This is a genomic window from Pseudomonas sp. TE6283 (assembly GCF_054060555.1).
Genome location: NZ_JBSSDH010000016.1, coordinates 109,900 through 135,017 on the forward strand (window position 1 = coordinate 109,900; position 25,118 = coordinate 135,017).

Annotated in this window: 23 protein-coding genes; 10 read left to right on the plus strand and 13 right to left on the minus strand. The window is 64.2% G+C overall.

The features are described 5' to 3' along the window. Complete coding sequence (locus tag ACVWZ5_RS19755; RefSeq protein WP_301142454.1) at positions 1 to 1,128, plus strand: acyl-CoA dehydrogenase; 1,128 nt, start codon at positions 1 to 3, stop codon at positions 1,126 to 1,128. Between the two features lie 13 nt (positions 1,129 to 1,141). After that, positions 1,142 to 1,915 carry an enoyl-CoA hydratase gene (locus tag ACVWZ5_RS19760; protein WP_186600655.1) on the plus strand — a complete coding sequence of 258 codons (774 nt, stop codon included), beginning with the start codon at positions 1,142 to 1,144 and terminating at the stop codon, positions 1,913 to 1,915. A gap of 36 nt (positions 1,916 to 1,951) precedes the next feature. Here the strand turns inward: ACVWZ5_RS19760 and ACVWZ5_RS19765 are convergent, their stop codons facing one another. Then, on the minus strand, positions 1,952 to 6,499 hold the full coding sequence (locus ACVWZ5_RS19765; protein WP_457340803.1) for a hypothetical protein: 4,548 nt from the start codon (positions 6,497 to 6,499) through the stop codon (positions 1,952 to 1,954). A 357-nt stretch (positions 6,500 to 6,856) separates the two neighbouring features. Between ACVWZ5_RS19765 and ACVWZ5_RS19770 the strand changes: the two genes are divergently transcribed. From ACVWZ5_RS19770 to ACVWZ5_RS19790, 5 genes are all read left to right on the plus strand, one after another. Next, on the plus strand, positions 6,857 to 7,261 hold the full coding sequence (locus ACVWZ5_RS19770) for a TraR/DksA family transcriptional regulator (protein ID WP_028690543.1): 405 nt from the start codon (positions 6,857 to 6,859) through the stop codon (positions 7,259 to 7,261). Positions 7,262 to 7,535: 274 nt separating this feature from the next. Then, complete coding sequence (locus tag ACVWZ5_RS19775) at positions 7,536 to 9,020, plus strand: methyl-accepting chemotaxis protein (protein WP_230962670.1); 1,485 nt, start codon at positions 7,536 to 7,538, stop codon at positions 9,018 to 9,020. Between the two features lie 116 nt (positions 9,021 to 9,136). Then, positions 9,137 to 9,331, plus strand: coding sequence for a hypothetical protein (locus tag ACVWZ5_RS19780; protein ID WP_062573411.1), 195 nt, complete (start codon positions 9,137 to 9,139; stop codon positions 9,329 to 9,331). Positions 9,332 to 9,837: 506 nt separating this feature from the next. Then, complete coding sequence (locus ACVWZ5_RS19785) at positions 9,838 to 10,308, plus strand: hypothetical protein (protein ID WP_062573412.1); 471 nt, start codon at positions 9,838 to 9,840, stop codon at positions 10,306 to 10,308. Further along, positions 10,305 to 10,514: a hypothetical protein gene (locus ACVWZ5_RS19790; protein ID WP_062573413.1), complete on the plus strand. Its 210-nt coding sequence runs from the start codon at positions 10,305 to 10,307 to the stop codon at positions 10,512 to 10,514. Before ACVWZ5_RS19785 ends, ACVWZ5_RS19790 begins: the two co-directional genes overlap by 4 nt. Positions 10,515 to 10,517: 3 nt before the next feature. Here ACVWZ5_RS19790 and ACVWZ5_RS19795 read toward each other — a convergent pair whose 3' ends face one another. The 7 genes from ACVWZ5_RS19795 to ACVWZ5_RS19825 all read right to left on the minus strand — a co-directional run bounded on the left by ACVWZ5_RS19795 (position 10,518) and on the right by ACVWZ5_RS19825 (position 17,709). After that, positions 10,518 to 10,883: a Na+/H+ antiporter subunit G gene (locus ACVWZ5_RS19795; RefSeq protein ID WP_028690548.1), complete on the minus strand. Its 366-nt coding sequence runs from the start codon at positions 10,881 to 10,883 to the stop codon at positions 10,518 to 10,520. After that, complete coding sequence (locus ACVWZ5_RS19800) at positions 10,880 to 11,158, minus strand: K+/H+ antiporter subunit F (protein WP_011534656.1); 279 nt, start codon at positions 11,156 to 11,158, stop codon at positions 10,880 to 10,882. The genes ACVWZ5_RS19795 and ACVWZ5_RS19800 overlap by 4 nt, the downstream gene beginning before the upstream one ends. Next, on the minus strand, positions 11,155 to 11,643 hold the full coding sequence (locus ACVWZ5_RS19805; protein ID WP_062573415.1) for a Na+/H+ antiporter subunit E: 489 nt from the start codon (positions 11,641 to 11,643) through the stop codon (positions 11,155 to 11,157). The genes ACVWZ5_RS19800 and ACVWZ5_RS19805 overlap by 4 nt, the downstream gene beginning before the upstream one ends. After that, positions 11,640 to 13,319 (minus strand): monovalent cation/H+ antiporter subunit D, encoded by a 1,680-nt coding sequence (locus ACVWZ5_RS19810; protein ID WP_062573416.1) that lies wholly within the window; start codon positions 13,317 to 13,319, stop codon positions 11,640 to 11,642. Before ACVWZ5_RS19810 ends, ACVWZ5_RS19805 begins: the two co-directional genes overlap by 4 nt. Next, the gene (locus ACVWZ5_RS19815) at positions 13,316 to 13,660 is read right to left on the minus strand and encodes a Na+/H+ antiporter subunit C (protein WP_028690551.1); all 345 of its coding nucleotides are present in this window, start codon (positions 13,658 to 13,660) and stop codon (positions 13,316 to 13,318) included. The genes ACVWZ5_RS19810 and ACVWZ5_RS19815 overlap by 4 nt, the downstream gene beginning before the upstream one ends. After that, positions 13,660 to 16,566 carry a monovalent cation/H+ antiporter subunit A gene (locus ACVWZ5_RS19820; protein ID WP_062573417.1) on the minus strand — a complete coding sequence of 969 codons (2,907 nt, stop codon included), beginning with the start codon at positions 16,564 to 16,566 and terminating at the stop codon, positions 13,660 to 13,662. Before ACVWZ5_RS19820 ends, ACVWZ5_RS19815 begins: the two co-directional genes overlap by 1 nt. Positions 16,567 to 16,764: 198 nt before the next feature. Then, the gene (locus ACVWZ5_RS19825; protein ID WP_062573418.1) at positions 16,765 to 17,709 is read right to left on the minus strand and encodes a DMT family transporter; all 945 of its coding nucleotides are present in this window, start codon (positions 17,707 to 17,709) and stop codon (positions 16,765 to 16,767) included. An 84-nt stretch (positions 17,710 to 17,793) separates the two neighbouring features. On the opposite strand from ACVWZ5_RS19825, the gene ACVWZ5_RS19830 reads away from it, so the two are divergent. After that, positions 17,794 to 18,357, plus strand: a complete 564-nt coding sequence (locus ACVWZ5_RS19830; protein WP_457340804.1) for a helix-turn-helix domain-containing protein — start codon at positions 17,794 to 17,796, stop codon at positions 18,355 to 18,357. Between the two features lie 4 nt (positions 18,358 to 18,361). Here ACVWZ5_RS19830 and soxR read toward each other — a convergent pair whose 3' ends face one another. Further along, positions 18,362 to 18,835: a redox-sensitive transcriptional activator SoxR gene (soxR, locus tag ACVWZ5_RS19835; protein WP_062573420.1), complete on the minus strand. Its 474-nt coding sequence runs from the start codon at positions 18,833 to 18,835 to the stop codon at positions 18,362 to 18,364. Between the two features lie 88 nt (positions 18,836 to 18,923). Between soxR and ACVWZ5_RS19840 the strand changes: the two genes are divergently transcribed. After that, positions 18,924 to 19,304 (plus strand): antibiotic biosynthesis monooxygenase, encoded by a 381-nt coding sequence (locus tag ACVWZ5_RS19840; RefSeq protein ID WP_062573421.1) that lies wholly within the window; start codon positions 18,924 to 18,926, stop codon positions 19,302 to 19,304. On the opposite strand, the gene ACVWZ5_RS19845 is transcribed toward ACVWZ5_RS19840, so the two are convergent. Together ACVWZ5_RS19845 and ACVWZ5_RS19850 are read right to left on the minus strand one after the other, a co-directional pair. Next, positions 19,283 to 20,053 (minus strand): alpha/beta hydrolase family protein, encoded by a 771-nt coding sequence (locus tag ACVWZ5_RS19845; RefSeq protein WP_062573422.1) that lies wholly within the window; start codon positions 20,051 to 20,053, stop codon positions 19,283 to 19,285. The genes ACVWZ5_RS19840 and ACVWZ5_RS19845 overlap by 22 nt on opposite strands. Beyond that, positions 20,037 to 21,149, minus strand: coding sequence for a DUF3182 family protein (locus ACVWZ5_RS19850; protein WP_062573423.1), 1,113 nt, complete (start codon positions 21,147 to 21,149; stop codon positions 20,037 to 20,039). Before ACVWZ5_RS19850 ends, ACVWZ5_RS19845 begins: the two co-directional genes overlap by 17 nt. 195 nt (positions 21,150 to 21,344) lie before the next feature. Here ACVWZ5_RS19850 and ACVWZ5_RS19855 point away from each other — a divergent pair, with 195 nt between their 5' ends. Continuing rightward, on the plus strand, positions 21,345 to 23,147 hold the full coding sequence (locus ACVWZ5_RS19855) for an aminopeptidase P family protein (protein WP_062573424.1): 1,803 nt from the start codon (positions 21,345 to 21,347) through the stop codon (positions 23,145 to 23,147). Between the two features lie 54 nt (positions 23,148 to 23,201). Here ACVWZ5_RS19855 and ACVWZ5_RS19860 read toward each other — a convergent pair whose 3' ends face one another. Continuing rightward, positions 23,202 to 23,483 (minus strand): hypothetical protein, encoded by a 282-nt coding sequence (locus ACVWZ5_RS19860; protein WP_062573425.1) that lies wholly within the window; start codon positions 23,481 to 23,483, stop codon positions 23,202 to 23,204. A gap of 187 nt (positions 23,484 to 23,670) precedes the next feature. Beyond that, the gene (gene rhtA, locus ACVWZ5_RS19865) at positions 23,671 to 24,558 is read right to left on the minus strand and encodes a threonine/homoserine exporter RhtA (RefSeq protein ID WP_084942577.1); all 888 of its coding nucleotides are present in this window, start codon (positions 24,556 to 24,558) and stop codon (positions 23,671 to 23,673) included. Between the last annotated feature and the right edge of the window lie 560 nt (positions 24,559 to 25,118).

The following is a 25,118-nucleotide window of genomic DNA, read 5'->3' on the forward strand; positions in this document are numbered from 1 at the left end:
ATGCTGGTAACTGAAGAGCAACAACAGATCGCCGACGCCGTGCGCGACTTCGCCCAGGAGCGTCTGAAACCGTTTGCCGAACAGTGGGACAAGGAGCACCGCTTCCCCAAGGAGGCCATCGAGGAGATGGCCGGCCTGGGCCTGTTCGGCATGCTGGTGCCGGAGCAGTACGGCGGCAGCGACACCGGCTATGTGGCCTATGCCATGGCCCTGGAGGAGATCGCCGCCGGTGACGGCGCCTGCTCGACCATCATGAGCGTGCACAACTCGGTGGGCTGCGTGCCGATCCTCAAGTTCGGCAGCGAGGCGCAGAAACAGCAGTTCCTGGCGCCACTGGCCAGCGGCGCGATGCTCGGCGCCTTCGCCCTGACCGAGCCCCAGGCCGGCTCCGACGCCAGCAGCCTGAAGACCCGGGCCCGCCTGGACGGCGACCACTACGTGCTCAATGGCAGCAAGCAGTTCATCACCTCCGGGCAGAACGCCGGGGTGGTGATCGTCTTCGCCGTCACCGATCCGGACGCCGGCAAGCGCGGCATCTCGGCCTTCATCGTGCCCACCGATTCACCGGGTTACCAGGTGGCGCGAGTCGAGGACAAGCTTGGCCAGCATGCCTCCGACACCTGCCAGATCGTCTTCGATAACGTGCGTGTGCCGGTGGCCAACCGCCTGGGTGAAGAAGGGCAGGGCTACAAGATCGCCCTGGCCAACCTCGAGGGCGGGCGGATCGGCATCGCCTCGCAGTCGGTGGGCATGGCCCGCGCCGCCTTCGAGGCGGCACGCGACTACGCCAACGAGCGGCAGACCTTCGGCAAGCCGTTGATCGAGCACCAGGCCGTGGCCTTCCGCCTGGCCGACATGGCAACCAAGATCGCCGTGGCCCGGCAGATGGTGCTGCACGCCGCGGCCCTGCGCGATGCCGGGCGCCCGGCGCTGGTGGAAGCCTCGATGGCCAAGCTTTTCGCCTCGGAAATGGCCGAAAAGGTCTGTTCGGACGCCTTGCAGACCCTCGGCGGTTATGGCTATCTGAGCGACTTCCCGCTGGAGCGGATCTACCGCGACGTGCGGGTCTGCCAGATCTACGAAGGCACCAGCGACATTCAGCGCATGGTCATTGCGCGCAATCTTTGAAGGAGCAGACTGCATGGCATTCGAAACCATCCTGTTGGACATCCACGGCAAGGTCGGCCTGATCACCCTCAATCGCCCGCAGGCGCTGAACGCGCTGAACGCGCAGATCGTCGGCGAGATCAACTTGGCCCTGGACCAGCTGGAGAAGGATCCAAACATCGGCTGTGTGGTACTGACCGGTTCCGCCAAGGCCTTCGCCGCCGGCGCCGACATCAAGGAAATGGCCGAGCTGCAATACCCGCAGATCTACGTCGAGGACCTGTTCAGCGATGCTGACCGCATCGCCAACCGGCGCAAGCCGATCATCGCCGCCGTATCGGGCTTTGCCCTGGGCGGTGGCTGCGAGCTGGCGATGATGTGCGACTTCATCCTGGCCGCCGACAACGCCAAGTTCGGCCAGCCGGAAATCAACCTCGGCGTGCTGCCGGGCATGGGCGGCACCCAGCGCTTGACCCGTGCCGTGGGCAAGGCCAAGGCCATGGAGCTGTGCCTGACCGGTCGCCTGATGGGCGCCGAGGAGGCCGAGCGCGCCGGCCTGGTGGCGCGTATCGTGCCGCAGGCCGAGCTGGTGGAGGAGGCGCTGAAGGTGGCCGCGACCATCGCCAGCAAGTCGATCCCGGTGAGCATGATGGTCAAGGAGAGCGTCAACCGCGCCTTCGAGGTCACCTTGAGCGAAGGCGTGCGCTTCGAGCGCCGGGTGTTCCATGCCGCGTTCGCCACCGAAGACCAGAAAGAGGGCATGGCTGCGTTCATTGCCAAGCGCGAGGCGCAGTTCAAGGACCGCTGACGGGAAGGGGGCGCAGCCTGGGCCGCGCCCCCTGGCTTACAGGCCGAAGAAGTATCGGGCGGCGGCCGTGCTGGTGATCGGTGCTCGATAGACGTCGAACACCCTGCCGCTGCCATCGCTGTAGCGCTGGCCGGGCATGTGCCGTTGCTCCGCTGTTTTCAGATGCCCGGCGGTGAAGTCGGCCTTGGCCGTGGTCATTGACGGATAGTGGAAGTGCGCATACCACAGAACCTTGCCTTCATGGCTGATGCTGTATTCGTCGAGAAAATCGGCGGGTCGGCCCTTGACCCTGGCCAGTCGACTGCGGGCTCCCTCGGCACGCACTTGCACGTGTCCGCCATCGACCAGGTACATGACTTCACCCATGCGCGGCTTCTGCGTGAGGGCGGCTGAAACGCGTAGCCGCGTTGCCGTTTCCGGCAACTCCTGCGCCAGCCTGCGCAGGGATCCGGCGACCAGCTCGGCATCCTTGCCGGCACGGGCTTCGTCGGTTTCGTTGTCCTCGGTCAGACGTGCCTCGATGGCATCGACCCTTTCGAGCAGGCGGGTGCGTTGATGAAGCACGCTCTCCTCGATCTCAACCGGCAGATAGCGATTCGGGTGCGCTTGCAGGCTCGACACCTCGTCGTGGGCCTGCGCAATCAACCTGTCACTGTCCTTGAGCAGGCGTTTGAGGCTCATCTGCGTCGCGAGAGCGGGGGCGCGGCTGGGCCTGAGCTCCACCCAGTCGCCCTGCTTGAGGTGGTAGGTGCGCGCGGGTGTCTTGTCGTCCGGCCCGGGAATATCGACGGTGTTGGCATCGTCGCTGCGCGGATCGGCCAGGAGCAGCCCGTGCTCGGTGGTTTCGATCAGCCCGGGCACCTTCTTGCGCAGTTGCCCCAGTGTGCTGATCGGTGGGTAGTCGGGCAATTCGCTGAGGTCCTTGCGGTTTCGTTCCAGCAGCCAGTCGAGTTGTTCGTTCATCTGTCGCACGGTCTGTAGCGGCGAGTCGCCACGGATCAGCGTTGTGAAAATCTGCAGTTGTCGTGCTGCTGTCTCGAGGTGTCCGATGATGCTGCGCAGCAGCCTGGCGGTGATTTCGTCATCGGCGTTTTGCAGCTTGAAAAGCCTGGCACGCTGGGCGATACCCAGTTCGAAGCTATCCCAGAAGCGGTCTCTCCAGCGGCAGGCCTCTTCGCTCAGGCCATGTACCAGGGTCATGCGGTTGAGCAGTCCTTCCAGCCGCAGGAAGCGCAGGACCAGTTCCTGTTCCGGGGAGGCCCGCATGGTGTAGGCGAGGTCTCGCCATTGCTGGATCTCCGGTTGTTGAGGGCTTGCCAGTTTGTTCAGCTCATCCTGGCAATGGCGCAAGCGCCTGTTGTTGTCGATCATCCGGTCAATCAGGGGGGCTAGTCTGTCCAGGCGGGCAGCGATGATACCCGCGTCCGCCGGGGTAAGCGTTTCGCCGCTTTGCTGAAGCCGGGCAGCTTGCAGTATCTGGTCCCGGTCAGGCTGATAGCGCAGGTGCAGGACCTTGCGCAGCAGCCGCTGGCAGAAACTGTCCTGATAGAGCGCGAAGGCATGGACCTTTTTGAATTCCTTTACAGGTTGCAAGATGTTGCGCTGTTTAAGGTGTTCGATATGTGCCGTCCAGAAGCCCGAGAGGGTGTCGAGCTTGTCCTGGCAGGTCTGCAGGCGGGCGTCGTCGAGCGATGTGGCCACCAGTTTTTCGAGGGTAGCCTGCTCCTTGATTTTCGCGTCAATGGTGTCCCTGTCGGTCTTGATCACTGCGTTGGCCGTGCGCAGTGCGCTTTCCTTTTCCAGTTGCAGCTTGCGGATCTGCGCGGACAGTGGCATGCCGCCCTTGAGCGTCAAGCTCAGGTCCAATTGCCAACGACCGGTTTCGTCGCGGCGCAACCAGGGGCCTGCGGTTTCGTCGGGGCCGACGATGCGCATCTGGTTGCGAGGCATGTCGAGCATGACCTGGTACACATTGACGTGCAGCTGTGTATAGAGTTTTTCCCCATGCAGGTATAGACCGCGCAGTATACCGTTGGGTAGCGGTTCACCGAGTGAGGCGACGTCGATGTCTGCCCGCAAGGCTCGCAGTGCGGTGCTTTGCGCGGTAGTCAGGGTCTGTGCGGGACGTGCCCAGCTGAAGTCTAGATGGACCAGGGGGTGGTCCTGGACCACGCTGGGAGAGACTGGTTGCGGATCAGAGGCGATGAGAGGCATGGCTGGCGCGTCAAGAGCGCGTGCAGTACCCCTTTCCTCATTCAGGCGGTTGCTCGAATGGACGGCCAGCAGCAGGGCGATGTTGACCAGCAGGTTGACCCCGGCCAGCTCATGTCCGGTGGGATCGCGTTCGGCATCGGTGCTTGCGAATTCGGCCAGTGTCACCTCCATCTGCGCCAGCCACGCCACCTTGCCCAGTGTGCCTCCCGCCAGCGGGAGCAGGGTGTTGAACAGCAACCAACCCAGCTCTTTCCAGCGCGCCCAGCGGGTCTGTGCGCTTGTCGAGGCATGCTCTTCGAACGTCTGGACCGATTCGTTGACGCAGGCAAGGTAGAGATCCGCGCCGAGGTCGTTGGACGGTGATTCGACTGTCAGCTCCACCGGAGCCGGCTTGCCGAACGGGATGGCGCTGGTGTCATCCAGTGGAACGAACAGGTGAGGCTCGAGGAAACCGCCATGGGCATAAAATCTTCGGTCTTCGGCCGGAAGGCGTTGCAGCAGGTCGTCTTGCAGGGCGCCAGGGGTGCTGATGGCCACGAACAGCGCCAGCCGATCGCTGAATTGTAACAGGCTGTCCTCGTGCAGGGGGCGGTACAGCAGGCAACTGTCGGCATTGGGTGAACGTGGCTCGATGAGCCAGGTATTGCATGGATAATCCACTGTCGAGCCAGGGGCCTTGAGCAGACCCAGCGGCCTGATGATCCAGTGCTTCGGGTCATCGTCGTCGGTGGCGCAGAACACCTGGGCGATACGATTGGCGATGTCTTGATCTGGCAATTTCCCTCGTAGGTACAGCTCCTGAGCCAGGGCGGGCAATTGACTGGCGAGTTGCGCAATGAGCAGGCGTTGGCGCTGCTCCCGTTGCGAGGTGTCATCCAGCAGCTTGCTGCGCAGCATGGCGGGATATGCACTGGCAATGTCCAGTTCGCCGACCACTGTGCGCAGGTAGTCCTCGTTCAACCAGTCAGGCAACGGCTCGGCGCTTTCCGTGTGCAGTTCCACCCGGCCGGGCTTGAGCAAACCGACGTTGGCGATCGCCAACTGGGCGAGGGAAAAGGTGACGGGGTTCACCTCGCCCGTACTGCCAAGCCCTGGGCGCGCCGCGGCGGCGGCGATGGTCTGGTAGTTGACGATCCTGATCTGCCCCGGCTCGAGGGTATCGCCCGGATGGTCCGCCGTGAAGCGTGCGGCCAGTTGCCGGTTGGCAAAGTCCTCGGCATTGTCGACACCATCGAGCCAGAACTGCCCATCGGTGTTCTTGCAGGCCCTGGCGACGTCGAGCAGTAGCGTGCTGTAGCGCAGCAAGGGCTGGCTCTTGGCGTTGCGCAGCCAGTCGGGCAGTTGGGCCGACAACGCCATGCGCTGGGTGGACTCGGCATTGCTGCATAGGTCGAGCATGGAGGTGAGCCGGTCCAGTTCCAGGCTCATGTTGAGGGCGCCGAGTTTGTCTCGATAAGCCTTGGCGCGATGCTCGATCACGCGTAGCTGTTGGTCGAGCAAGCCCAGCGCCATGCTTTCGAAGTCTCCTTGGGCGGGCGGGCCGATGCTGACCTCCCGGGAGGAGGCCCGGGAAAGTGGGGGCCAGTACCGGGCGATGCTTGCCAGCAGGTCCTGGCGGGATGCGAAAGCGAGCAGCTTGCCTGTGAGGGTATAAAGAAGGACCAGATTGCGCTGGGGGTCAGCATCACGGTGCTCGATCAGCAGTGCGCTCGCCAGTTCGTTGTCCAGCGTTCCATCCTGGGAAAAGTCCACGGCAAGCTGCGAGACGCTCAGGCCGGCCGCATTCTGCCAGTTTCGCTGGGCGGGATCAGGGTAGGCATACACCATTCTGGCGACGACCAAGGCGAAGGCGGTTAGGCTGCCGGCGTTCTGGTGGGTTTCTATGGCCTCTCTGAATCGGTTGCGAAGGTCTTCGGCGTACCGGTGCCAAGGAGTTTCACCACTACTGTCAAAGCGGCTCCAATAGGTTGCCAGCGATTGTTGATACACCTCAAGCAGTAGCGGTGCGGTGTCATTGATCAGCAACTCAACCTGGTGCAGGGGAATGTATACCTGCCAGGCGGGGTCGCCATCGACGCGGGTGGTAAGGGCATCCTCGCCGACCGTGAGGTTGAGTGTCCGACGCAGGCAATAGCGCTCGGCGAGCACACGCGACAACGGGCGAACCCACAGGCTGCCGGTGCGTGGATGTCGGCTGGCGAGATAGAGCACCCTTGGATCATGGGTGTCGTTCGGTAGATAATGCGGCCACTGCGCCACGAGGATATGGTCTGCGGCGTCGAGCAATTCCGGGCGCTCGCTGAAGCGTTGGGCAACCTTGCATTGAAGGGAGCTGGAGCGTGTCAGACGTTGAGGTGACATATCGTTCATGGTTAGGCCTCATGCGTGAATAGAAGGCCTTATGAAGGGGGCTCGAAGCGATTGCTGGTCACTAACCCTATACCTCCTGCCGTGGCGGCGCTTGCACGCAGACGTGATGACAGCCGGTATTTGTTACGACATATTGCTTCCCTTGCCGTGAAAGGCGGCAGACTGCGCACCAGTAGGCGGATTCCTGGCCATTTCGGACAAATCCTCCGTCATTTATGTTGCCCACTGCGACGCGGCACCTTAGACTGCCGCCCCCTGTAAAAGAGTGCCGGTTGGCGCTTGAAGAATTTCGCTACCGACGATACGTCGTCGGCGGCACCTGAATCGCCCAAATGCACATTTTTCATAGAGAAGTCGATGACCAAGGAACAGTTGCTGGCCATGTCGGCCGATGACTACATGAACGCCGAACAGCTCGCGTATTTCACCGCGCTGCTGCAGGCGATGAAAGTCGAAACCCACGAGCGCATCGAACTCAGCCGCAATTCCATCGAAAGCCTGGATACCCCATCGGATCCCGCTGACGTGGCGTCGGTCGAGGAAGAGCGCACCTGGCTGGTCAACGCCATCGATCGTGACCAGCGCCTGCTGCCGCAGTTGGAGATGGCCTTGGACCGCATCGCCGATGAAAGCTTCGGCTGGTGCGACGACAGCGGCGAGCCGATCGGCCTCAAGCGCCTGCTGATCAGCCCGACCACCAAGTACTGCATCGAAGCCCAGGAGCGTCACGAGCAGCTCGACCGCCACCAGCGGCAAGTCTGATCCAGCGCCCACGCAAGGCCCTAGGGAGCGATCCCTGGGGCCTTCGTGTTTTCTTGCCCTGTATCAAAGGGTGGACGGCTGCATCCAAGTGAGCGTGGATAATGGCGTTATAGTGGCGTTTAATGTCGTCACAATAACGACATGCGGATGGATCACGAAGATGACGCGAGAAGGATCTCTGCCGGCTGGCGAAGCACCGCGGGCCACCCCCACTCTTGCGGGAGCCGCCGTCCCCCTGGGCCGGGGCGTTGCGCTGTGCGCGGTACTGGCGGCCATGGCATTCGCCGGGCTGTCCTTGTACCTGGCCTTGCCGTTGGCGCTTTTGGTGCTGTGGGTGCCGCTTGCGCGCAAGGCGGTCGTCGCGCAGTCGGCGCCTGCCGCCGCCGCGGACAGTTCGCTGCTTCAAGAATTGGCCCGTGGCACCAGCCACAATGCGTTGTCGGCCGCTGCAGTGGCCCATTCGGTACAGCAATTGGCCGCCCGCGTGCAGTCGCAGCTAGGGGCTGCCCAGGACATCGTCGGCAGCGCCGAGATCATGATCACCACCGAGGAGCAGACCGCCCAGCTAAGCCAGCAGGCACTGGAAGCCGCTCGCTCAGCCCACGGCAGCAGCGTGGTAGGCAGCGAGGTGCTGGCCGAATCCATTCAGTGCATGCGTGATTTGAGTGTGCGTGCTTCGGCCAGCCGCGAGTTGATCGAGGCCTTGCATCAGCGCAGCGAGGATATCGCCCGGGTCACCCTGGTGATCCAGGGCATTGCCAGCCAGACCAACCTGCTGGCGCTCAACGCCGCCATCGAGGCAGCGCGGGCGGGTGAGCATGGCCGTGGTTTCGCGGTGGTGGCCGACGAGGTGCGCGGTCTGGCCGGGCGCACCGCCAGCGCCACCGAGGAAGTGGGGCAGATGGTTGCCGACATCCAGGCGCGAACCGCCCAGGTGGTGGCGCAGATCCGCACGCTGGCCGAGGACCTGGGCAAGGGGGTCGGCCAGGTCGAGCAGGCCGGTGGGCAACTGGCGCAGATCGCCAGCCTGGCGGCCAGTGTCGAGGGTCAGGTGAGTGAAATAGCCGGCGGTACCCAGATCAACCAAGCCCAACTCGACACCCTGTTCCAGGCCGTGGCCCAGGTGCGCGGCGATCTGGAGGTCAGCGACCAGCAGACCCGGCGCCTGGCCAAGGCGGCGGTGCAAATGGAGGGGCAGGTGGAAAGCCTCAGCGAACGGTTGGCCGAGGTCGGCCTGGACGTCTACCACCAACGGGTGTTTGAGCTGGCGCAGGCGGGTGCGCGGCATATCGGCGAGCGTTTCGAGGCGGATATCGAACAGGGGCTCATTGGCTTGGACGATCTGTTCGACCGGCAGTATCGGCCGATTGCCGGCATGCAACCTCCGCGTTTCACCACGCGCTTCGACCACTACACCGATACCGTGCTGCCACAGCTCCAGGAGCCGCTGCTGCAGCACGATGGGCTGGTGTATGCCATCGCCTGTACCCAGCAGGGCTATGTGCCGACCCACAACAATGCCTTCAACCAACCACTGACCGGCGATATCGCCCATGACACGGCGCACAACCGCAGCAAGCGCCTGTTCGACGACCGCACGGGCGCTCGCTGCGGCAGTCATCAGCAGCGGGTGCTGTTGCAGACCTACACGCGAGACACGGGAGAGCTGATGCACGACCTGTCGGTGCCGATCTTCGTCGCAGGTCGACACTGGGGTGGCCTGCGTCTGGGGTATCGCCCCGAACCCGGGCTTGACTGACGCGATTTGTTGCCCGGAATGTAACACTGCTGTTCTGCCTGGCGCCTTATTCGTAAGCGATCCAGGACGTATCATGGGTATATCGTTAGGTGGCTAATTAAATTCCGGAGGGAATTATGACGAGCCGAGTCGATGTGGCCGTGATGATCGGCAGTGGTGTGCCACGGTCCTTGCAGGCCTTGGGCAAACGGGTGTGCTGGGTGGTGTTGGTTGACGGCGAGCGCCGTGGCACCGCCTTCGCCAGCCGCGAAGAGGCCCTGGAATGCCAGGCTGCGTGGCAACAGCAGGTGGATAGGAGCCACGCAGCTTGAACCCTCAGCGCTCCAGGTAGCGTGCGAGCTCCCAGGCGTCCTGGTAGCGTTGGCGGAATCCATGGACTTTGCCGGAGTTGGTTTCAGTAATGTGGAAGAAGCTGATGCCGGCGGCCACGACACTATACCGGGAGATACCTGGCACGGCCGTGCGACAAGAAATGCTACGTGCCTCTCGACGGAATTCGGTGTTTTCGTGCATATTCCTGTACCTGTAATGCGCGATGAAGGGTTGGGGCACACTTGAGCTGAAGTGTCGCCTCCAGTAGTCGCATCTTTCCTGACCCTTTAGCTGTCAGGTATTACGGTTCCTATTTGCGGATAGTTTGCCGAAGCACGCCGGATGTTCCAGCGGGGAAGTTTTCCCTGCTTGGCGTATCGTCCCTGTGCGTGGATCTTCGCTTACCGAATCCATGGTCCATCGGACTTCGACTTGAAGTGGTTGCCATCCCACGCCAGCGGCGTGCGCGGTGCGGCCCGCTGTAATTGATGTGAGGAGCTTTTCATTGGCAGTCAGTACTCTTGATACCCATGCGTTGTTTGCCCTGGGCGATTTGCGCGCCAAGCTGGTCAAGTTGTTCCAGGGGCGTTTCGTGTATGTCACCGAGCAGAACCCCGACGGCCTGTACATGGCCGAGATCGATACCGACGATGCGATGGTGGTCGACGACAAGCAGCGCCTGGAGCTGAAAGTGGGTGACCATTTCCGTGCAGCCGTGCTGCCCAGCCGCGAAGGCGGCAAGCTCGAACTGCGTTTTCGCGAGATCAAGTTCAATGTCTACGGGCAGGGTGACTACGCCTTCGTTTCCGTGCCGGAAGGCGAGGCCATCGTGTTCCGTGAAGGGCACGGCGTGATGCTTGTGTTTGCGGCCCAACAGCAGGTTCAGGAAGGTCTGGGCAAGCTGCTCAAGGCAGTGACCGGCAAGGTCGCCAAGTGGCGCAAGGGCGAGCTGACCACCTTCAAGGCCAGCGAGTGAGCGACGCCGACTCGCCTGCCTCGCGGGCCGACTTCCACCGTGAACATCAGGCAAGGGCGATCGAACAGGCCGAGCGCCTGCTGGCGCGTCGGCTTGAACTGCAGGGCGCTTGGCTGGCCTGGGTGGCCGGCGAGCTCTACCAGATGAGCCCGCCGCCCTTCGTTGCCATGGTGCGCCGCGAGCTGCAGCGCCTGAGCCAGGCCTGAGGCTCAGTTACCGCGATCACGCCCGCTGCTGACTTCTTCGGGTACCTCCTCGCCCGAGGTGCGCTTGCGAAACAGCGCGGCCCTGGCCAGCAGCAGGGTGGTCACCGGCACGGTGATCGACAGCAGGATCGGGATCAGCCAGGCGTGCAGCACCGGGCTCTGCTTGAGCACCGAGAAATACAGGATCGAGGCCAGCGCCACGCACCAGGCGCCGATGGTCGAAGCCAGTGCAGGCGGGTGCATGCGCTGGAAGTACTCCTTCAGGCGCACCAGGCCGATGGCGCCGACCAGCGCGAACAGGCTGCCAATAAGCAGCAGGGCGGCCGTGACCAGCTCCAGCCAGAACGGCAATACCACGCTTTCGTTCATTCGATCACCTCGCCACGCAGGAGGAACTTGGCCAGGGCGAAGGAACCGACGAAGCCGAACAGGGCGATCAGCAGGGCGCCTTCGAAATAGGTATCGCTGGCGTAGCGGATCCCCAGTACCAGCATCATCAGCATGCCCAGGATGTACAGGTAGTCCAGGGCCAGTACCCGGTCCTGGGCGGACGGGCCGCGGAACAGCCGGATCAGCGTCAGCCCCATCGCCAGGGCGAAGATGAACAGGCTGGCGAGGACGGCATTGGCGAGCAGGCCGCTCATTCGAAGATCTCCATCAGCGGGCGTTCATAGGTGTGTTTGAAATGTTCGATGAACGCCGGTTCGTCGTCCAGATCGAACACGTGCAGCAGCAGTACGCTGCGGTCCAGGGCCAGTTCCGACCAGATGGTGCCCGGCACCACGGTGGTGATCATCGATAGCGCCGCCAGGCCGTGGGCGTCGCGCAGGTCCAGCGGGATGTGCACGAAGGCCGAGCGCGGTGGCGTGCTGCCAGCGCGCAGGACGCCACGGGCGACCTGCAGGTTGGAATGGATCACATCAAGGCCGACCCGGCCGATCAGCTTGGCGATCACCCAGGGCCTGCGCACGTGGGCATGCTGCGGGCGCAGCGGCGCCATCAGGATCGGCGCGAGGATGCCCAGCAGGGCGCCCAGCAGCAGGTTGCCTGGGCTGACCGACAGATTGAGCAGCAACCACAGCACGAACAGCGCAACGGAAAGCAGTGGCGCGGGGAGCAGTCGATTCATGGCTGCACCTCCAGGCCGGCGGTGGTCGGGCCGGGCAACGGCCGGGTCGCCATCACTGCCTTGATGTAGGTCTCCGGCGTGCGCAGGCTGGCGGCGGTGTCCTGGGTGTAGCGCAGCAGCGGCTCGGCCTTGAGGCTGAGGAAGATGCACAGGCCCAGGAGGATGACGATGGGCACGCATTCATAGCGACGCAACACCGGGGAGGGGCGTTCCTCGGGCTTCCAGAAGCGCTGGATGCCGACGCGGCCGAAGGCGATCAGCGAGGCCATGCCGGACAACACCAGCAGGGTGACCAGGATCCAGCCCGCGGTGCCCAGTGGCTGCTCAGTGGCAACTCCCAGGCCTTGCGGGTTGAACAGCGCGCTGATCAGGTTGAGCTTGGCGATGAAGCCCGACAGTGGCGGCATGCCGATGATCAGCAGGGCGCAAGCGATGAAGCTCAGGCCCAGGAAGGCCATGGTCCAGGGAATGATCTGGCCGATCACCGCCTGCTGCTCGTCGTCCAGGTTGATGCCCTTGGGCGGGTGCAGCGATTCCAGGGGCGAAGGCATCGCATCTTCTTCATCGTCCAGCGGCGCCTCGTTGGCCGAGCGCGATCGCTCAACCAGCTCGGCCAGCAGGAACAGCGCGCACAGGGCCAGGGTGGAGCTTGCCAGGTAGAACAGCGCGGCGCCGGTCAGGATTGATTGGCCGAAGCCGACGGCGGCCAGCAGCGTCCCGGCGGACATCAGGATACTCAGGGCCGCCAGGCGCTCCAGGCGCTGGGCGGCGAGGATCGACATGGCCGCCACGGCCAGGGTCGCCAGGCCGCCATACACCAGCCAGTCGCCACCGAAGAACGCCGAGGCGCCGGCCTGGCCGGAGAACAGCAGCGTCCACATGCGCAGGATGGCGTACAACCCGACCTTGGTCATGATCGCGAACAGCGCGGCTACCGGCGCGCTGGCCGACGAATAGGCCGGCACCAGCCAGAAGTTCAACGGCCACATCCCGGCCTTGGCCAGGAAGGCGATGGCCAGGATCGCCGCGCCGGCATGCAGCAGGCCGCGGTCGGCTTCTGGCACCAGCGGCACTTTCAGCGCCAGGTCGGCCATGTTCAGGGTACCGGTCACGCCATAGAGCATGGCCGCGCCGACCAGGAACAGCGACGAGGCGAACAGGTTGATGGCGATGTAGTGCAGCCCGGCCTTGACCCGCGCTCGCCCCGAGCCATGCAGCAGCAGGCCGTAGGAGGCCGCCAGCAGCACCTCGAAGAACACGAACAGGTTGAACAGGTCGGCGGTGAGGAAGGCGCCGTACAGGCCCATCAGCTGGATCTGGAACAGCGCATGGAAGCTGGCCCCGGCGCCATCCCAGCGTGCCCGGGCGAACAGCAGGGCGCTCAAGCCGACGATGCCGGTGAGGGTGAGCAGCAGCGCCGACAGGTGATCGACCACCAGGGCGATGCCGAAAGGCGCCGGCCAGTTGCCCGGCAGGTAGACGCCGATGGATTCGGCCTGGCCCTGGGTGCGCACCCACATCAGCAGGGTGACGGCGATGCCCAGGCCAAGGGCGGTGGACAGCAGGTTCAGGCGTGCCTTGAGCCAGCGGTGCTTCTCGCCGATCAGCAGCATCAACGATGCGGTGACCAGCGGCAGCAGGATCGGCGCGATGATCAGTTGGTTCATCCCGCTCATTCCTCACGCTCCCGGCCATCGACGTGGTCGGTCCCGGTCAGGCCGCGGGAGGCCAGCAGCACCACCAGGAACAACGCGGTCATGGCGAAGCTGATGACGATCGCGGTGAGCACCAGTGCCTGGGGCAGCGGGTCGGTGTAGTGCAGCAGGTCGTGGGGCACGCCGTCCTTGATGATCGGCTCCTTGCCGATGAACAGGCTGCCCATGCTGAAGATGAACAGATTGACCCCGTAGGACAACAGGCACAGGCCCATGATCACCTGGTAGGTACGCGGGCGCAGGACCAGCCAGACCCCGGAGGCGGCCAGGACGCCGATGGCGACAGCAATGACTTCTTCCATCAGGCGGCTCCTGCTTGGCTGGACTTGGCGGGGCGGTAGGCGCGCACTGACTGGTGGGCCAGGGCGGTGAGGATCAGCAGGGTCGAGCCGACCACCACGGTGTACACGCCGATGTCGAAGAACAGCGCGCTGGCCACGTGCACGTCACCGAGCAGCGGCAAGTGCAGATGGGCGGTGTGGGTGGTCAGGAACGGGTATCCCAGGAGTATCGCCCCGGCACCGGTGAGGGTGGCGCAGAGCAGGCCGGTGCCCATCCAGCGCAGCGGACGCAGGCTCATCTGCGCCTCGACCCACTGGGTGCCGGCGACCATGTACTGCAGGATGAACGCCACCGACATCACCAGGCCGGCGACGAAACCGCCGCCTGGCTGGTTGTGGCCGCGCATGAACAGGTACATCGACACCAGCAGGGCGATCGGCAGCAGCAGGCGCACCAGGGCGGCCGGCACCATCATGAAGCCGAGCGCGGTATCGGTGGCCTGGCGCGGGTTGACCAGGTCGGTGACCACGTCCGGTGCCAGCAGGCGTTGCTGTGCCGGCAGCTGCATGCTCTCCTTCGGCGGGCGGAAGCGGCGCAGCAGGGCGAACACGGTCAGCGCCACGGCCACCAGCACGGTGACCTCGCCGAGGGTGTCGAAGCCGCGGAAATCCACCAGCATCACGTTGACCACGTTGGTGCCGCCGCCCTGGGGCAGGGCGCGGCTGAGGTAGAACGACGAGATGTCGTTGGGCGTCGGGCGGGTCAGCATGGCGTAGGACAGCAGCGCCATGCCGCCGCCGACCAGCACTGCCAGCACCAGGTCGCGCAGGCGCCGCAGGCGTGCGCGGTCCTGACTGCCGGGCAGCGGCGACACGCCTTCGATACGCCGTGGCAGCCAGCGCAGGCCGAGCAGGATCAGCACGGTGGTGACCACCTCGACAGCCAGTTGGGTCAGCGCCAGGTCCGGCGCGGAGAACCAGACGAAGGTGATGCAGGTCATCAGGCCGCAGACGCCGACCATGATCAAGGCGGCCAGTCGGTGATACTTGGCCTGGTAGGCGGCGCCGATGGCGCAGGCGATGGCGATCAGCCAGAGCGCGACGAACACCCCGGAGCCCGGGATCTTCGGCCGGTCGCCCCAGCTCAGGCCACTGTAAAGCAGAGGTACCAGGCCGGCGACGAAGGCCGCCAGTGCCAGCATGAACAATTGCGTCTGCAGGCGCTTGGTGGTCAGCAGCCGCTCGACATGCCGGGCCAGCAGCATCAGGCGCACCAGGCCGTGCTCGAACAGGCGCTTGCCGTTGAAACGCTCGATCAGCGGCGGGTAGGGGAAGCGGCCGCGCTGCAGCTGCTTGCGAAGCAGCAGGTAAAGCACGATACCGCCGGTCATGGCGATCAGGCTCATCATCAGTGGCGCGTTCCAGCCATGCCAGATGGCCAGGCTGTATTCCGGCAGCACGCCACCCACCACGGGGGACGCGGCCGCGGCCAGCAGCGGGCCGACCGATTGCGCAGGGAAGATGCCGACCACCAGGCAGGTGAGCACCAGCAGTTCGACCGGCGCGCGCATCCAGCGCGGCGGCTCGTGGGGCGTGTGTGGCAGGTCCTGGGCCGGTGGGCCGAAGAACACATCGACGGTGAAACGCAGCGCGTAGGCCACGCTGAACGTCCCGGCCAGGGTGGCGATCACCGGCAAGGCCGCTTCGACCCAGGCCGTGGAGGTGATGAACACGGTCTCGGCGAAGAACATCTCCTTGGACAGGAAACCGTTCATCAGCGGCACGCCGGCCATCGAGGCGCTGGCGACCATGGCCAGGGTCGCGGTGAACGGCACCAGGCGAAACAGGCCGCTCAGGCGGCGGATGTCACGGGTGCCGCTCTCGTGGTCGATGATCCCCGCGGCCATGAACAGCGAGGCCTTGAAGGTGGCGTGGTTGAGGATGTGGAACACCGCGGCGACCGCCGCCAGTGGGCTGTTCAGGCCCAGCAGCAGGGTGATCAGGCCCAGGTGGCTGATGGTCGAATAGGCCAGCAGGCCCTTGAGGTCGTTCTGGAACATCGCGGCGAAGGCGCCGAGCAGCAGGGTGGCGGCACCGGCGCCGCCGACGATCCAGAACCATTCCTCGCTGCCCGAGAGCGCCGGCCACAGGCGGGCCAGCAGGAACACCCCGGCCTTGACCATGGTCGCCGAGTGCAGGTAAGCCGAGACGGGGGTGGGCGCCGCCATGGCATGGGGCAGCCAGAACTGGAAGGGGAATTGCGCGCTCTTGCTCAGGGCGCCGATCAGGATGAGGGGCAGCAGCACCGGGTACAGCGCATGCTGGCGGATGGTGTCACCGGCAGCCAGGACCTTGTCCAGGTCATAGCTGCCGACCACATGGCCGAGCAGCAGGGCCCCGACCAGCAGGCACAAGCCGCCGGCCCCCGTGACCATCAACGCCATGTAGGCGCCGCGGCGGGCGTCGGCGCGGTGGTGCCAATAGCCGATCAGCAAGAACGAGAACAGGCTGGTCAATTCCCAGAAGAACACCAGCTGGATCAGGTTGCCAGAGATCACCAGGCCGAGCATGGCGCCCATGAACGCCAGGAAGAAGGCGAAGAAGCGCGGCACCGGGTCCTGGGGCGACATGTAGTAGCGGGCGTACAGCGACACCAGGGTGCCGATGCCCAGCACCAGCAGGCTGAACAGCCAGGCGAAGCCGTCCATGCGCAGGACCAGGTTCAGGCCCAGGCTCGGCAGCCAGAGGAATTCCTCGCGGATCACCCCGCCATCGGCGACCTGGGGGTACAGCAACGCCACCTGGACAGTGCCGACCAGGGCCACGAGCCCGGCAAGAATGGACTCGGCGTTGCGTGCGTTGTGCGGCAGTACAGCCGCCAGGCAACTGCCCAGGAAGGGCAGAAGCAATAGCACAATCAATGACATAGCGTTCTGTTCTGAGAAGTTTGCCAAGGATCATACGTGCCGGACGGTTGATCACCAACACGCAAGCGGTTGCAGGATCCTACAAATGTGCTGTGACAAGCTGTTTTTTTATAACAGTTTCTTTCAGAGCATAGCGGCAGAGCGAATGTCCGTGGGGCTGTATTCAACGCTTGCGGATTGTCTGTGGGAGCGGGGGGCTTACAACCCCGCCTCGCGCTCGCGGGCCTCATCATCCTGCAAGGCGCTGGCCTCATCCTGGCGACGGATCTTCAGCTCGCTCACCACCACCGCCAGCACGATCAGCAGCCCGCCGATCAACGCCACGCCTGGCAGGCGCTCGCCGGCGATGCGCCCGACGATGCCGGCCCACACCGGTTCGCCAGCGTAGATCAGGGTAGCGCGGGTCGGCGATACCGACTGCTGCGCCCAGTTCATCGCCACCTGGATCACCGCGCTCATGGCGCCCAGGCCTACCGCACTGATGAGCAGCAGCCAGGAAAAACCGGGCAGTTGTTCCTGGGTCGGCACGATCATCAGGAACGACAGCGCCGAGGCGGTGGCCAGCTGCACCACGGTGACCCGGCGCACATCGACCTTGCCGGCGTAGCGACTGATCAGGATGATTTCGCCGGCGATCGCCATGGCGCTGACCAGCGTCACCAGTTCGCCTTCGCTGAAGTGCAGCGCGCCGCCCTCGGGGCCGGCCAGCAGCATCAGGCCGACGAAGGCCAGGCCGATGCCCAGGCTCGGCATCAGGCCCGGGCGGCGGCCCAGCACCAGCCATTGCAGCAGAGGCACGAAGGGCACGTAGAGCGCGGTGATGAACGCCGACTGGCTGCTGCTGATGGTCTGCAGGCCCATGGTCTGCAAGCCGTAGCCCAGCATGATCGACACGCCGATGAGCACGCCGGCCTTGAGCTCGGTGAAGGTCAGCCCCGACAGCGAACGGGCCGACACCAGGCCGACGAACAGGGCGGCGGCGGCGAAGCGCAGGCCGACGAAGAACATCGGCCCGCTGACGGTCATGACGTTGTGCACGATCAGGAAGGTGCCGCCCCAGAGCATGGTGATGAACACCAGCACCAGTTCGGCCTTGCTCAGGCGCAAGCTGACGGTGGGTTTACGGGCGTGGGCCTGGCTCATGGTCTTGCGCACTCGGAAGGGGCGGCGCACAATTCGCCGCAAAGTGGGCAGTATACTGCGCATCCCCTACCAGTGAGCAATATAGTGCACAAAGATTCCGAGCACCGTGCATCGGTGCTGCAGCATGTCAGCCAGAACGTTCGCCGCTTGCGTGGCGACGCCGGCCTGAGCCAGGCCGCCCTGGCCGAGCGCTCCGGGGTCAGCCGGCGGATGCTGGTGGCCATCGAGGCCGGCGAGAAGAATGTCAGCCTCACCACCCTGGACCTGATCGCCGAAGCGCTGGGGGTGGCGTTCAGCACCCTGATCCAGGCACCGGACCGGCGTGACCCCAGCCGCATCGAAGAGCTGGCCTGGGCCGGTGTGCACCCTGCCAGCCGCGCCGTGCTGCTCGGCAGCAGCCCGGCACGGCGCGAGGTCGAGTTGTGGGAGTGGACCCTGGCTCCGGGCGAGTGCTACGCCAGCGAAGCCGACGCCGCTGGCTGGAGCGAGCAGATCTATGTGACCGACGGCCGCCTGACCCTGATCATCGAAGGGGGAGAGCGGCAATTGGGCAAGGGCGAATTCTTCGTCTTCCCCAGCGACTGCCGCTACGCCTACCGCAATGATGGCCCGGAGCCGGTGCGTTTCGTGCGCAACGTGGTGATCTGAGTTTTCAATGTTGCGACGACTGGATATCGCTCGTGGTCGGGTGAGGGCCGGGGCCCTCATCGGCGAGGCGGTCGTGATGGTTGCGCAGCGGGCATTCCTTCAACGACATGCAGCCACAGCCGATGCAGCCGTCGAGCTGGTCGCGCAGCATCACCAGCTCATCGATGCGCCGGCTCAGGTCGTTGCGCCAGCGCGCCGACAGGCGTTGCCAATCGTCGGCAGTGGGCGTGTGATCGCAGGGCAGGGCCTCCAGGGCGCTGGCGATATCGGCCAGGGCGATGCCCAGGCGCTGGGCCATCTTGATCACCGCTACCCGACGCAGCATGGCACGCGGATAACGGCGCTGGTTGCCGGCGTTGCGGGTGCTGTGGATCAGCCCCTTGGTCTCGTAGAAATGCAGCGCGGTCACGGCCACGCCGCTGCGCGCGGCCAGCTGGCCGACGCTGAGCAGGCGCTCCTGGGCGGAAGGGGGCTTCATCGGCAATAAAATCCTTGACCTTGAGTTAGCTGGAGGTTTTACCCTTCACGACCATCTGCTGCAAGAGCCCGAAACGAGGAGATGCGTCATGGCGGTCAACACCCATTCCCTGTGGTTCACCCAGATGATCGAGTACGACGTCCCACCCTTGCGCCAGGATGCCCTGGCCGAGGCCCTGGTGGTGCGCAGCGAGCACCTCGCGCAACGTTGCGACGGCCTGCTCAGCGTCAGCATCCAGGTGAGCGACGACGGTCGTCGGGTACTCCAGCACCTGCGCTGGCAATCGCGCCAGGCCTGGGCCGCCGCCGCTGGCTGCTTCATCGAGGAACCGTTCCTCGATCTGCTGGGCGAGCACCAGGCCCGTGGGGTGAACTTCGCCGCCTACCAGACGCTGCGCAGCCTGGTGCGTGGCGCCGACGGCGGCCTGCACTGCCAGCTGGGCAGCACTCAGGCGTACCAGGGCGCGTAGTGCGGGTAGCGGTCCAGGCGCGCGCCGATGACCATCTCGCTGATCCAGGCCGTGAGCAGGGCGCTGTAGGCTTTCTGACTCTCTTCGCTGGACAGCGCGTGGTCGGCGCCATCGACCAGGCGGTGGGTCATCGAGTGGGCGCCGACGAAGGCCGAGCGATAGCTCATCAGCGTGCTGTGCGGCACATAGTCGTCCTGTTCGGACTCCACCAAGAGCACGTCGCCGGCGAATTCGGCGCAGGCGGCCAAGGCGCGGTTGTCGGCAGGGCCGAGCTCACGCAGGCGGTAGGCGTTGAGCCGCTGGCGGTCGAGGGCCTGCTTGGGCGCATCCCATTCATCGTCCCAGTAGAGGGCCGGCACCCTGAGGGCGAGCCATTTGACTGGCCGGTGACGGGTGAGCAGGGTGGCCAGGTAGCCGCCGTAGCTGCTGCCGATCACGGCAATGGCGCCGGGGTCGACCGATTGCTGGCTGGCCAGCCGATCGTAGGCGGCCAGCAGGTCGGCCAGGTTCTGCTCGCGGGTGACGGTCAGGCGCTGGCTCTCGGTCTTTTCGTGGCCGCGCAGGTCGAAGGTCATGCATACGCAGCCAAGCCCGGTGATCTGCCGGGCGCGGGCCAGGTCGCGCTGCTGGCTGCCGCCCCAGCCATGGACGAAGAGGATCCCCGGCATGCGGCTGCCCGGGCTGACCAGGGTGCCGACGATGCTTTCGCCCTCGACCTGCAGTTCAACGGTTTCACTCTCGATGGTCATGGTCACGTATCCGTGCATATTTGCTGAGTTGTCCAAGTTCACTGTCGTGGCCCTGATAGAACAGGGTGGCGTCGGCGGGCAGTTGCGCGTCGCCGAATACCTCGTGGGTTGACGCGCGTAGCCGTTGCAGCGCCGGGTCGGCGGCGAAGGCCTGCAGCGCGAGGACCTCGGCGGGGCTGGCACCGCCCAGTCGCCAGGATTGCTCGAGCACGCCGCTGCGCAGGTGTCCGTGATGGTCCTGGCCGCGGGCGATGTCGTAGTTGCGCCGTGAGGCGATGAAGCCTGGGAAGTAGCGCTTGGCAGCCTCTTCGTAGGTCATGGCCTGGTTGATGGCCAAGCGCAGGTGATCCTCAAGTGGCAGCTGCAGCAGGTGCTGGTAGTCACCGCGCACGATCACCAGGTCGGAACCACCATATACCTCGGTGCCCGCATGATCGCGGGTGAGGTGCTGGGTGCCGTGATAGCTCAGGGTCAGCCCGGCCACGCGTACCTGCCCGACACTGAAGGTCTCGACGGCATCGAGGTCTTCCTCAAGCACCAGGCCCCACAGCCCCAGTTCCTCTTCATCCATTGCCTCCAGCAGCGGCTCCAGGGCCTGACCATCACTGATCACCTGCTGGCCCCGACCGGCGCAGGCCAGTACCGGCTTGATCCTCACCGGTCCATCGCGCAGCAGCAGTTCGGCGGCGCGCCGGGCATCGGCCTTGGAGAACACGGTATAGCCACGCAGCAGGGCGTCGCTGGCATGCTGGGCAAAGGCGTCGGTCCAGCCGGGAGGGAAGGTGGCGTCTGCCGGTAGCGGGTGGGAGATAGCCTTGGTGGCCATGTGCGGATGGCTGACCATGCCACCGAACAGGTCATGCTCGTCGTGGATGCCGAGCGCAGCGTACCGCTGCGCATCGACCAGGGTCTGGGTCGGTACATAGTAGTAATCGGCCGTTTCGGACTGCGTGGGCGATGGCTCGACCCGCTCGACACCCAGCAGAAGGGCCAGGTGATCGGCAATCTGCAGGTGGACCGCCCGTTCGTGCTCGGGAGTGTGCTCGCGGGTGTCGAGCAGCACGACGGCGCTTTTCGGTTCGCGTGAGTGGGGCATGGCCTACCTCGCGTACGCACGGTATGTAAGGGTTGTGAAGGCCTGTAGCCGGTTTAGTTCAGGGGGATGGATCGACGGTCGGCAGGGCAGTTGGGGCAATGCATGCCTTGTTACGGTCGTGGTGATTGCGGGCGTCTGCCGGGTGTTTCATTATCAACGCCTTGGACCCGTCGACACCTATCCGCAGGAGTGCGCATGAACAGTCAGTCCCCCCTTCACGAATCCGTCCCGGCACGCCTTGCCCGTGTGCGCGAGGCCATGGCCCGGGAGGGCGTGAATGCCCTGTTGGTGCCTTCGGCTGACCCGCACCTGTCCGAGTACCTGCCGGGCTATTGGCAGGGGCGGCAGTGGCTGTCCGGTTTCCTCGGTTCGGTGGGGACGCTGGTGGTAACGGCTGACTTTGCCGGGTTGTGGGCTGACAGCCGTTACTGGGAGCAGGCGGAAAAAGAGCTGGTCGGCAGTGGTATCGAGCTGATGAAGCTGCGCCCCGGCCAGCCTGGGGCGCTGGAATGGCTGGGGACGGAGGTGGACGGCACGGTCGCGGTGGATGGCGCGGTCATGGCCCTGGCCTCGGCGCGGCAACTGGGCGAGCGCCTGCAGGCGCGTGGTTCGACGTTGCGCACCGATCTCGACCTGCTGGATCGGGTATGGGTTGACCGCCCCTCGCTGCCGGGTAATCCGGTTTACCAGCACCTGCCACCCCATGCCACGGTCAACCGTGCGCAAAAACTCGTTGAACTGCGCAGCACGCTGCGGGAAAAGGGCGCCGATTGGCACTTTATCGCCACCCTCGACGATATCGCCTGGCTGTTCAACCTGCGTGGTAGCGATGTCTCCTACAACCCCGTGTTCGTTTCCTTCGCGTTGGTCAGCCAGGACAAGGCGTTCCTGTTTGTCGGGCGGGACAAGGTCGATGGCCATCTGCGCCAGGTACTGGCGGCCGATGGCATCGAGGTCCGCGACTACGCCGAGGTCAACGACGCGTTGGCCGAGATTCCGGCAGCAGCCAGTCTGCTGGTGGACCCGGCGCGGGTTACTCGCGGCCTGCTGGACAATTTGCACGAGCAGGTGCGACTGGTTGAGAGTATCAACCCGACCACCCTGAGCAAATCGCGCAAGGAGGAAGGGGATCTCGTTCATATTCGCCAGGCCATGGAGCAGGATGGCGCGGCGCTATGCGAATTCTTCGCCTGGTTCGAAGCGAACCTCGGCGTGCAACCGATCACCGAACTGACCATCGACGACCAGTTGAGCGCAGCCCGTGCCCGTCGTCCTGGCTTTGTGTCGCTGAGCTTTTCGACCATCGCGGCTTACAATGCAAACGGCGCAATGCCGCACTACCGCGCCACCGAAGAGTCCCATGCCGTCATTGAGGGCAATGGCCTGCTGTTGATCGACTCGGGCGGCCAGTACCTGGGCGGGACCACCGATATTACGCGGATGGTGCCGATCGGCGAGCCGAGCCATGAGCAGAAGGCCGATTGCTCCCGGGTGCTCAAGGGCATGATCGCCCTGTCGCGGGCCAGGTTCCCGCGTGGGATACTCTCGCCGCTGCTTGACGCCATCGCCCGGGCACCGATCTGGGCCGATCAGGTCGAGTACGGCCATGGCACCGGTCACGGTGTCGGCTATTTCATGAATGTGCACGAAGGCCCGCAAGTGATTGCCTACCAGGCCGCGGCCACACCGCAGACGGCCATGCAGCCGGGCATGATCAGTTCCATCGAGCCCGGCACCTACCGCCCGGGGCAGTGGGGCGTGCGGATCGAGAACCTGGTGGTCAACCGCGAGGCCGGTACCAGCGAGTTCGGTGAGTTCCTTTCGTTCGAGACTTTGACCCTGTGTCCAATCGACACCCGCTGTCTGCTGGTCGAAGCGCTGGGCAGTGAAGATATCGCCTGGTTGAACCGTTACCACCAGACGGTGCGGGAGCGACTGGCGCCGTTGCTGGAAGGCGAGGCGCTGGCGTGGCTGGAGCGACGCACTGCCGCGCTGTGAGCATGGTGTGCTGCTAACAAAAAGGGCAGCCATTGGCTGCCCTTTGTTTATCGGTTACTTGCAAATCACGATCATGCTACGGCTGGTATAGCCGGCCGGGTTGATGCCGAACACATAGTCGCCGGGTTCTTCGTCGGTGTCGCCGGACCGGGCGATGACCTTGTAGCCTTTGCTGCTGCAGGAGCTGGCGGCCTTGCTGTAGCACTTGTCCCATGACGAGGAGAGCCCCGAGCAGTTGATATGCAGGCCCTTCTTCCCTCGCTTCACCTCGGTATTGGCTGTCGCGGCGCATCCAGCGATGGCCAGGATGGCCAGGATGAGAAAAATACGTTTCATTCCTGTCCTTTTTCTGCCCGACTGCACTCACGGGCCTGTGGTTTGCGCTTTGTCTCTTCCCTGATGGTCCCCAGCGTCCATGTACCGCTCAGTAGATAGCGTCAAGATTATATTTGGGTGACAGCTTAATCAGCCACGGCGGGCGGTACAAGGTTTGCAAACCTTCTAAATGCAAATATTTCTCAAATCAGTCGGCAGCCACGGCCGGTGCCGCATCCCGTTTCATCGACAGGGTCGCACCTACAGAGGCAGTGATGATGGCAAGGATTGCCAGCCATTGCCAAAGGGTAAGCTTCTCGCCCAGGAAGAGTAGTCCGGACAGTGCGCCAAAGGCCGGCTCGATGCTCATCAGTGTGCCGAAGGTACGGGCGGGCATGCGGGTCAAGGCGACCATTTCCAGGCTGTAAGGCAGAGCTGTCGACAGGATCGCCACGCCCAGGGCCACAGGTAGCAGCGCGGGTGTCAGCAAGGCGCTGCCGGCGTGGGCTATTCCAATCGGGGCGACGAACAGGGCTGCGATCACCACACCCAAGGCCGCGGTCTGGATACCGTTCTCGGCCCCGGCCTTTTGCCCGTAGAGGATGTACAACGCCCAGCACACGCCGGCCCCCAGGGCGTAGCCGGCGCCGATCGGGTCCAGCCCGTCGTCGGTCTGGCCGACGGGAATCAACAGCAGCAGGCCGGCGACCGCCAGGGCGATCCACAGGAAGTCCAGTGCCCGTCGCGAGGCCCATAGCGCCACGGCCAGCGGCCCGGTGAACTCGAGGGCTACAGCGATACCCAGCGGCACGCTGCGCAATGACATATAGAAGAGGAAATTCATGCCGCCCAAGGCCATGCCGTAGATAATCACGCTGCGCAGGGTGCTGGCATCCAGGCGGGCACGCCAGGGGCGCAGCAACAGGAGCATGATCACGCTGGCGAAGATAAGCCGCAGGGCGGTGGTGCCTTGGGCGCCGACGATGGGGAACATGCTCTTGGCCAGCGAAGCTCCGGACTGGATGGAGGCCATGGCGATCAGCAGCAGGCCGATGGGGAACAGTGTGGCGGCCAGGCTGCGGTTTGGGGTGTTCATGGAGGCTTCCGTTATTGTGCGCGCAAGGGTGTGCAATATAGTGCGCAGTGGTGGAGGGGTTGGCAAGGTTGGGATTGGGGTTGTAGATGAAGGTTGCGGCGAGTGGCTGGCGGCCCCTGACGGGATACTTTTCATATTCTTGAAATAAAAGGTTGACGGGCTTTCAGATCCCCTTATAATGCGCCCCACTTCCAGCGACATCGGAACGAAAAACTCCTTGAATATCAATGGGTTGATTGTTGAAGAGGGTTGCGGAGGTGCTTCGATCATCTGATCGGCAGCGGTGAAAAAGGCAGTTGACAGCAGGTTGTAACGCTGTATGATTTGCCTCCCGCTACGAGAGATCGCAGCGAGTCAAGTGTTTGAAGTTGAACGAGTTATTCGTTAAAAACCTCAAAATAAACGCTTGACAGCAAATGAGGAAGGCGTAGAATTCGCGCCTCGGTTGAGACGAAGCGCTCTTAACCAAACGCTCTTTAACAAATTGAATCAAGCAATTCGTGTGGGTGCTTGTGAGTATGGACTGATAGTCGCCAAGATTATCAGCATCACAAGTGGCC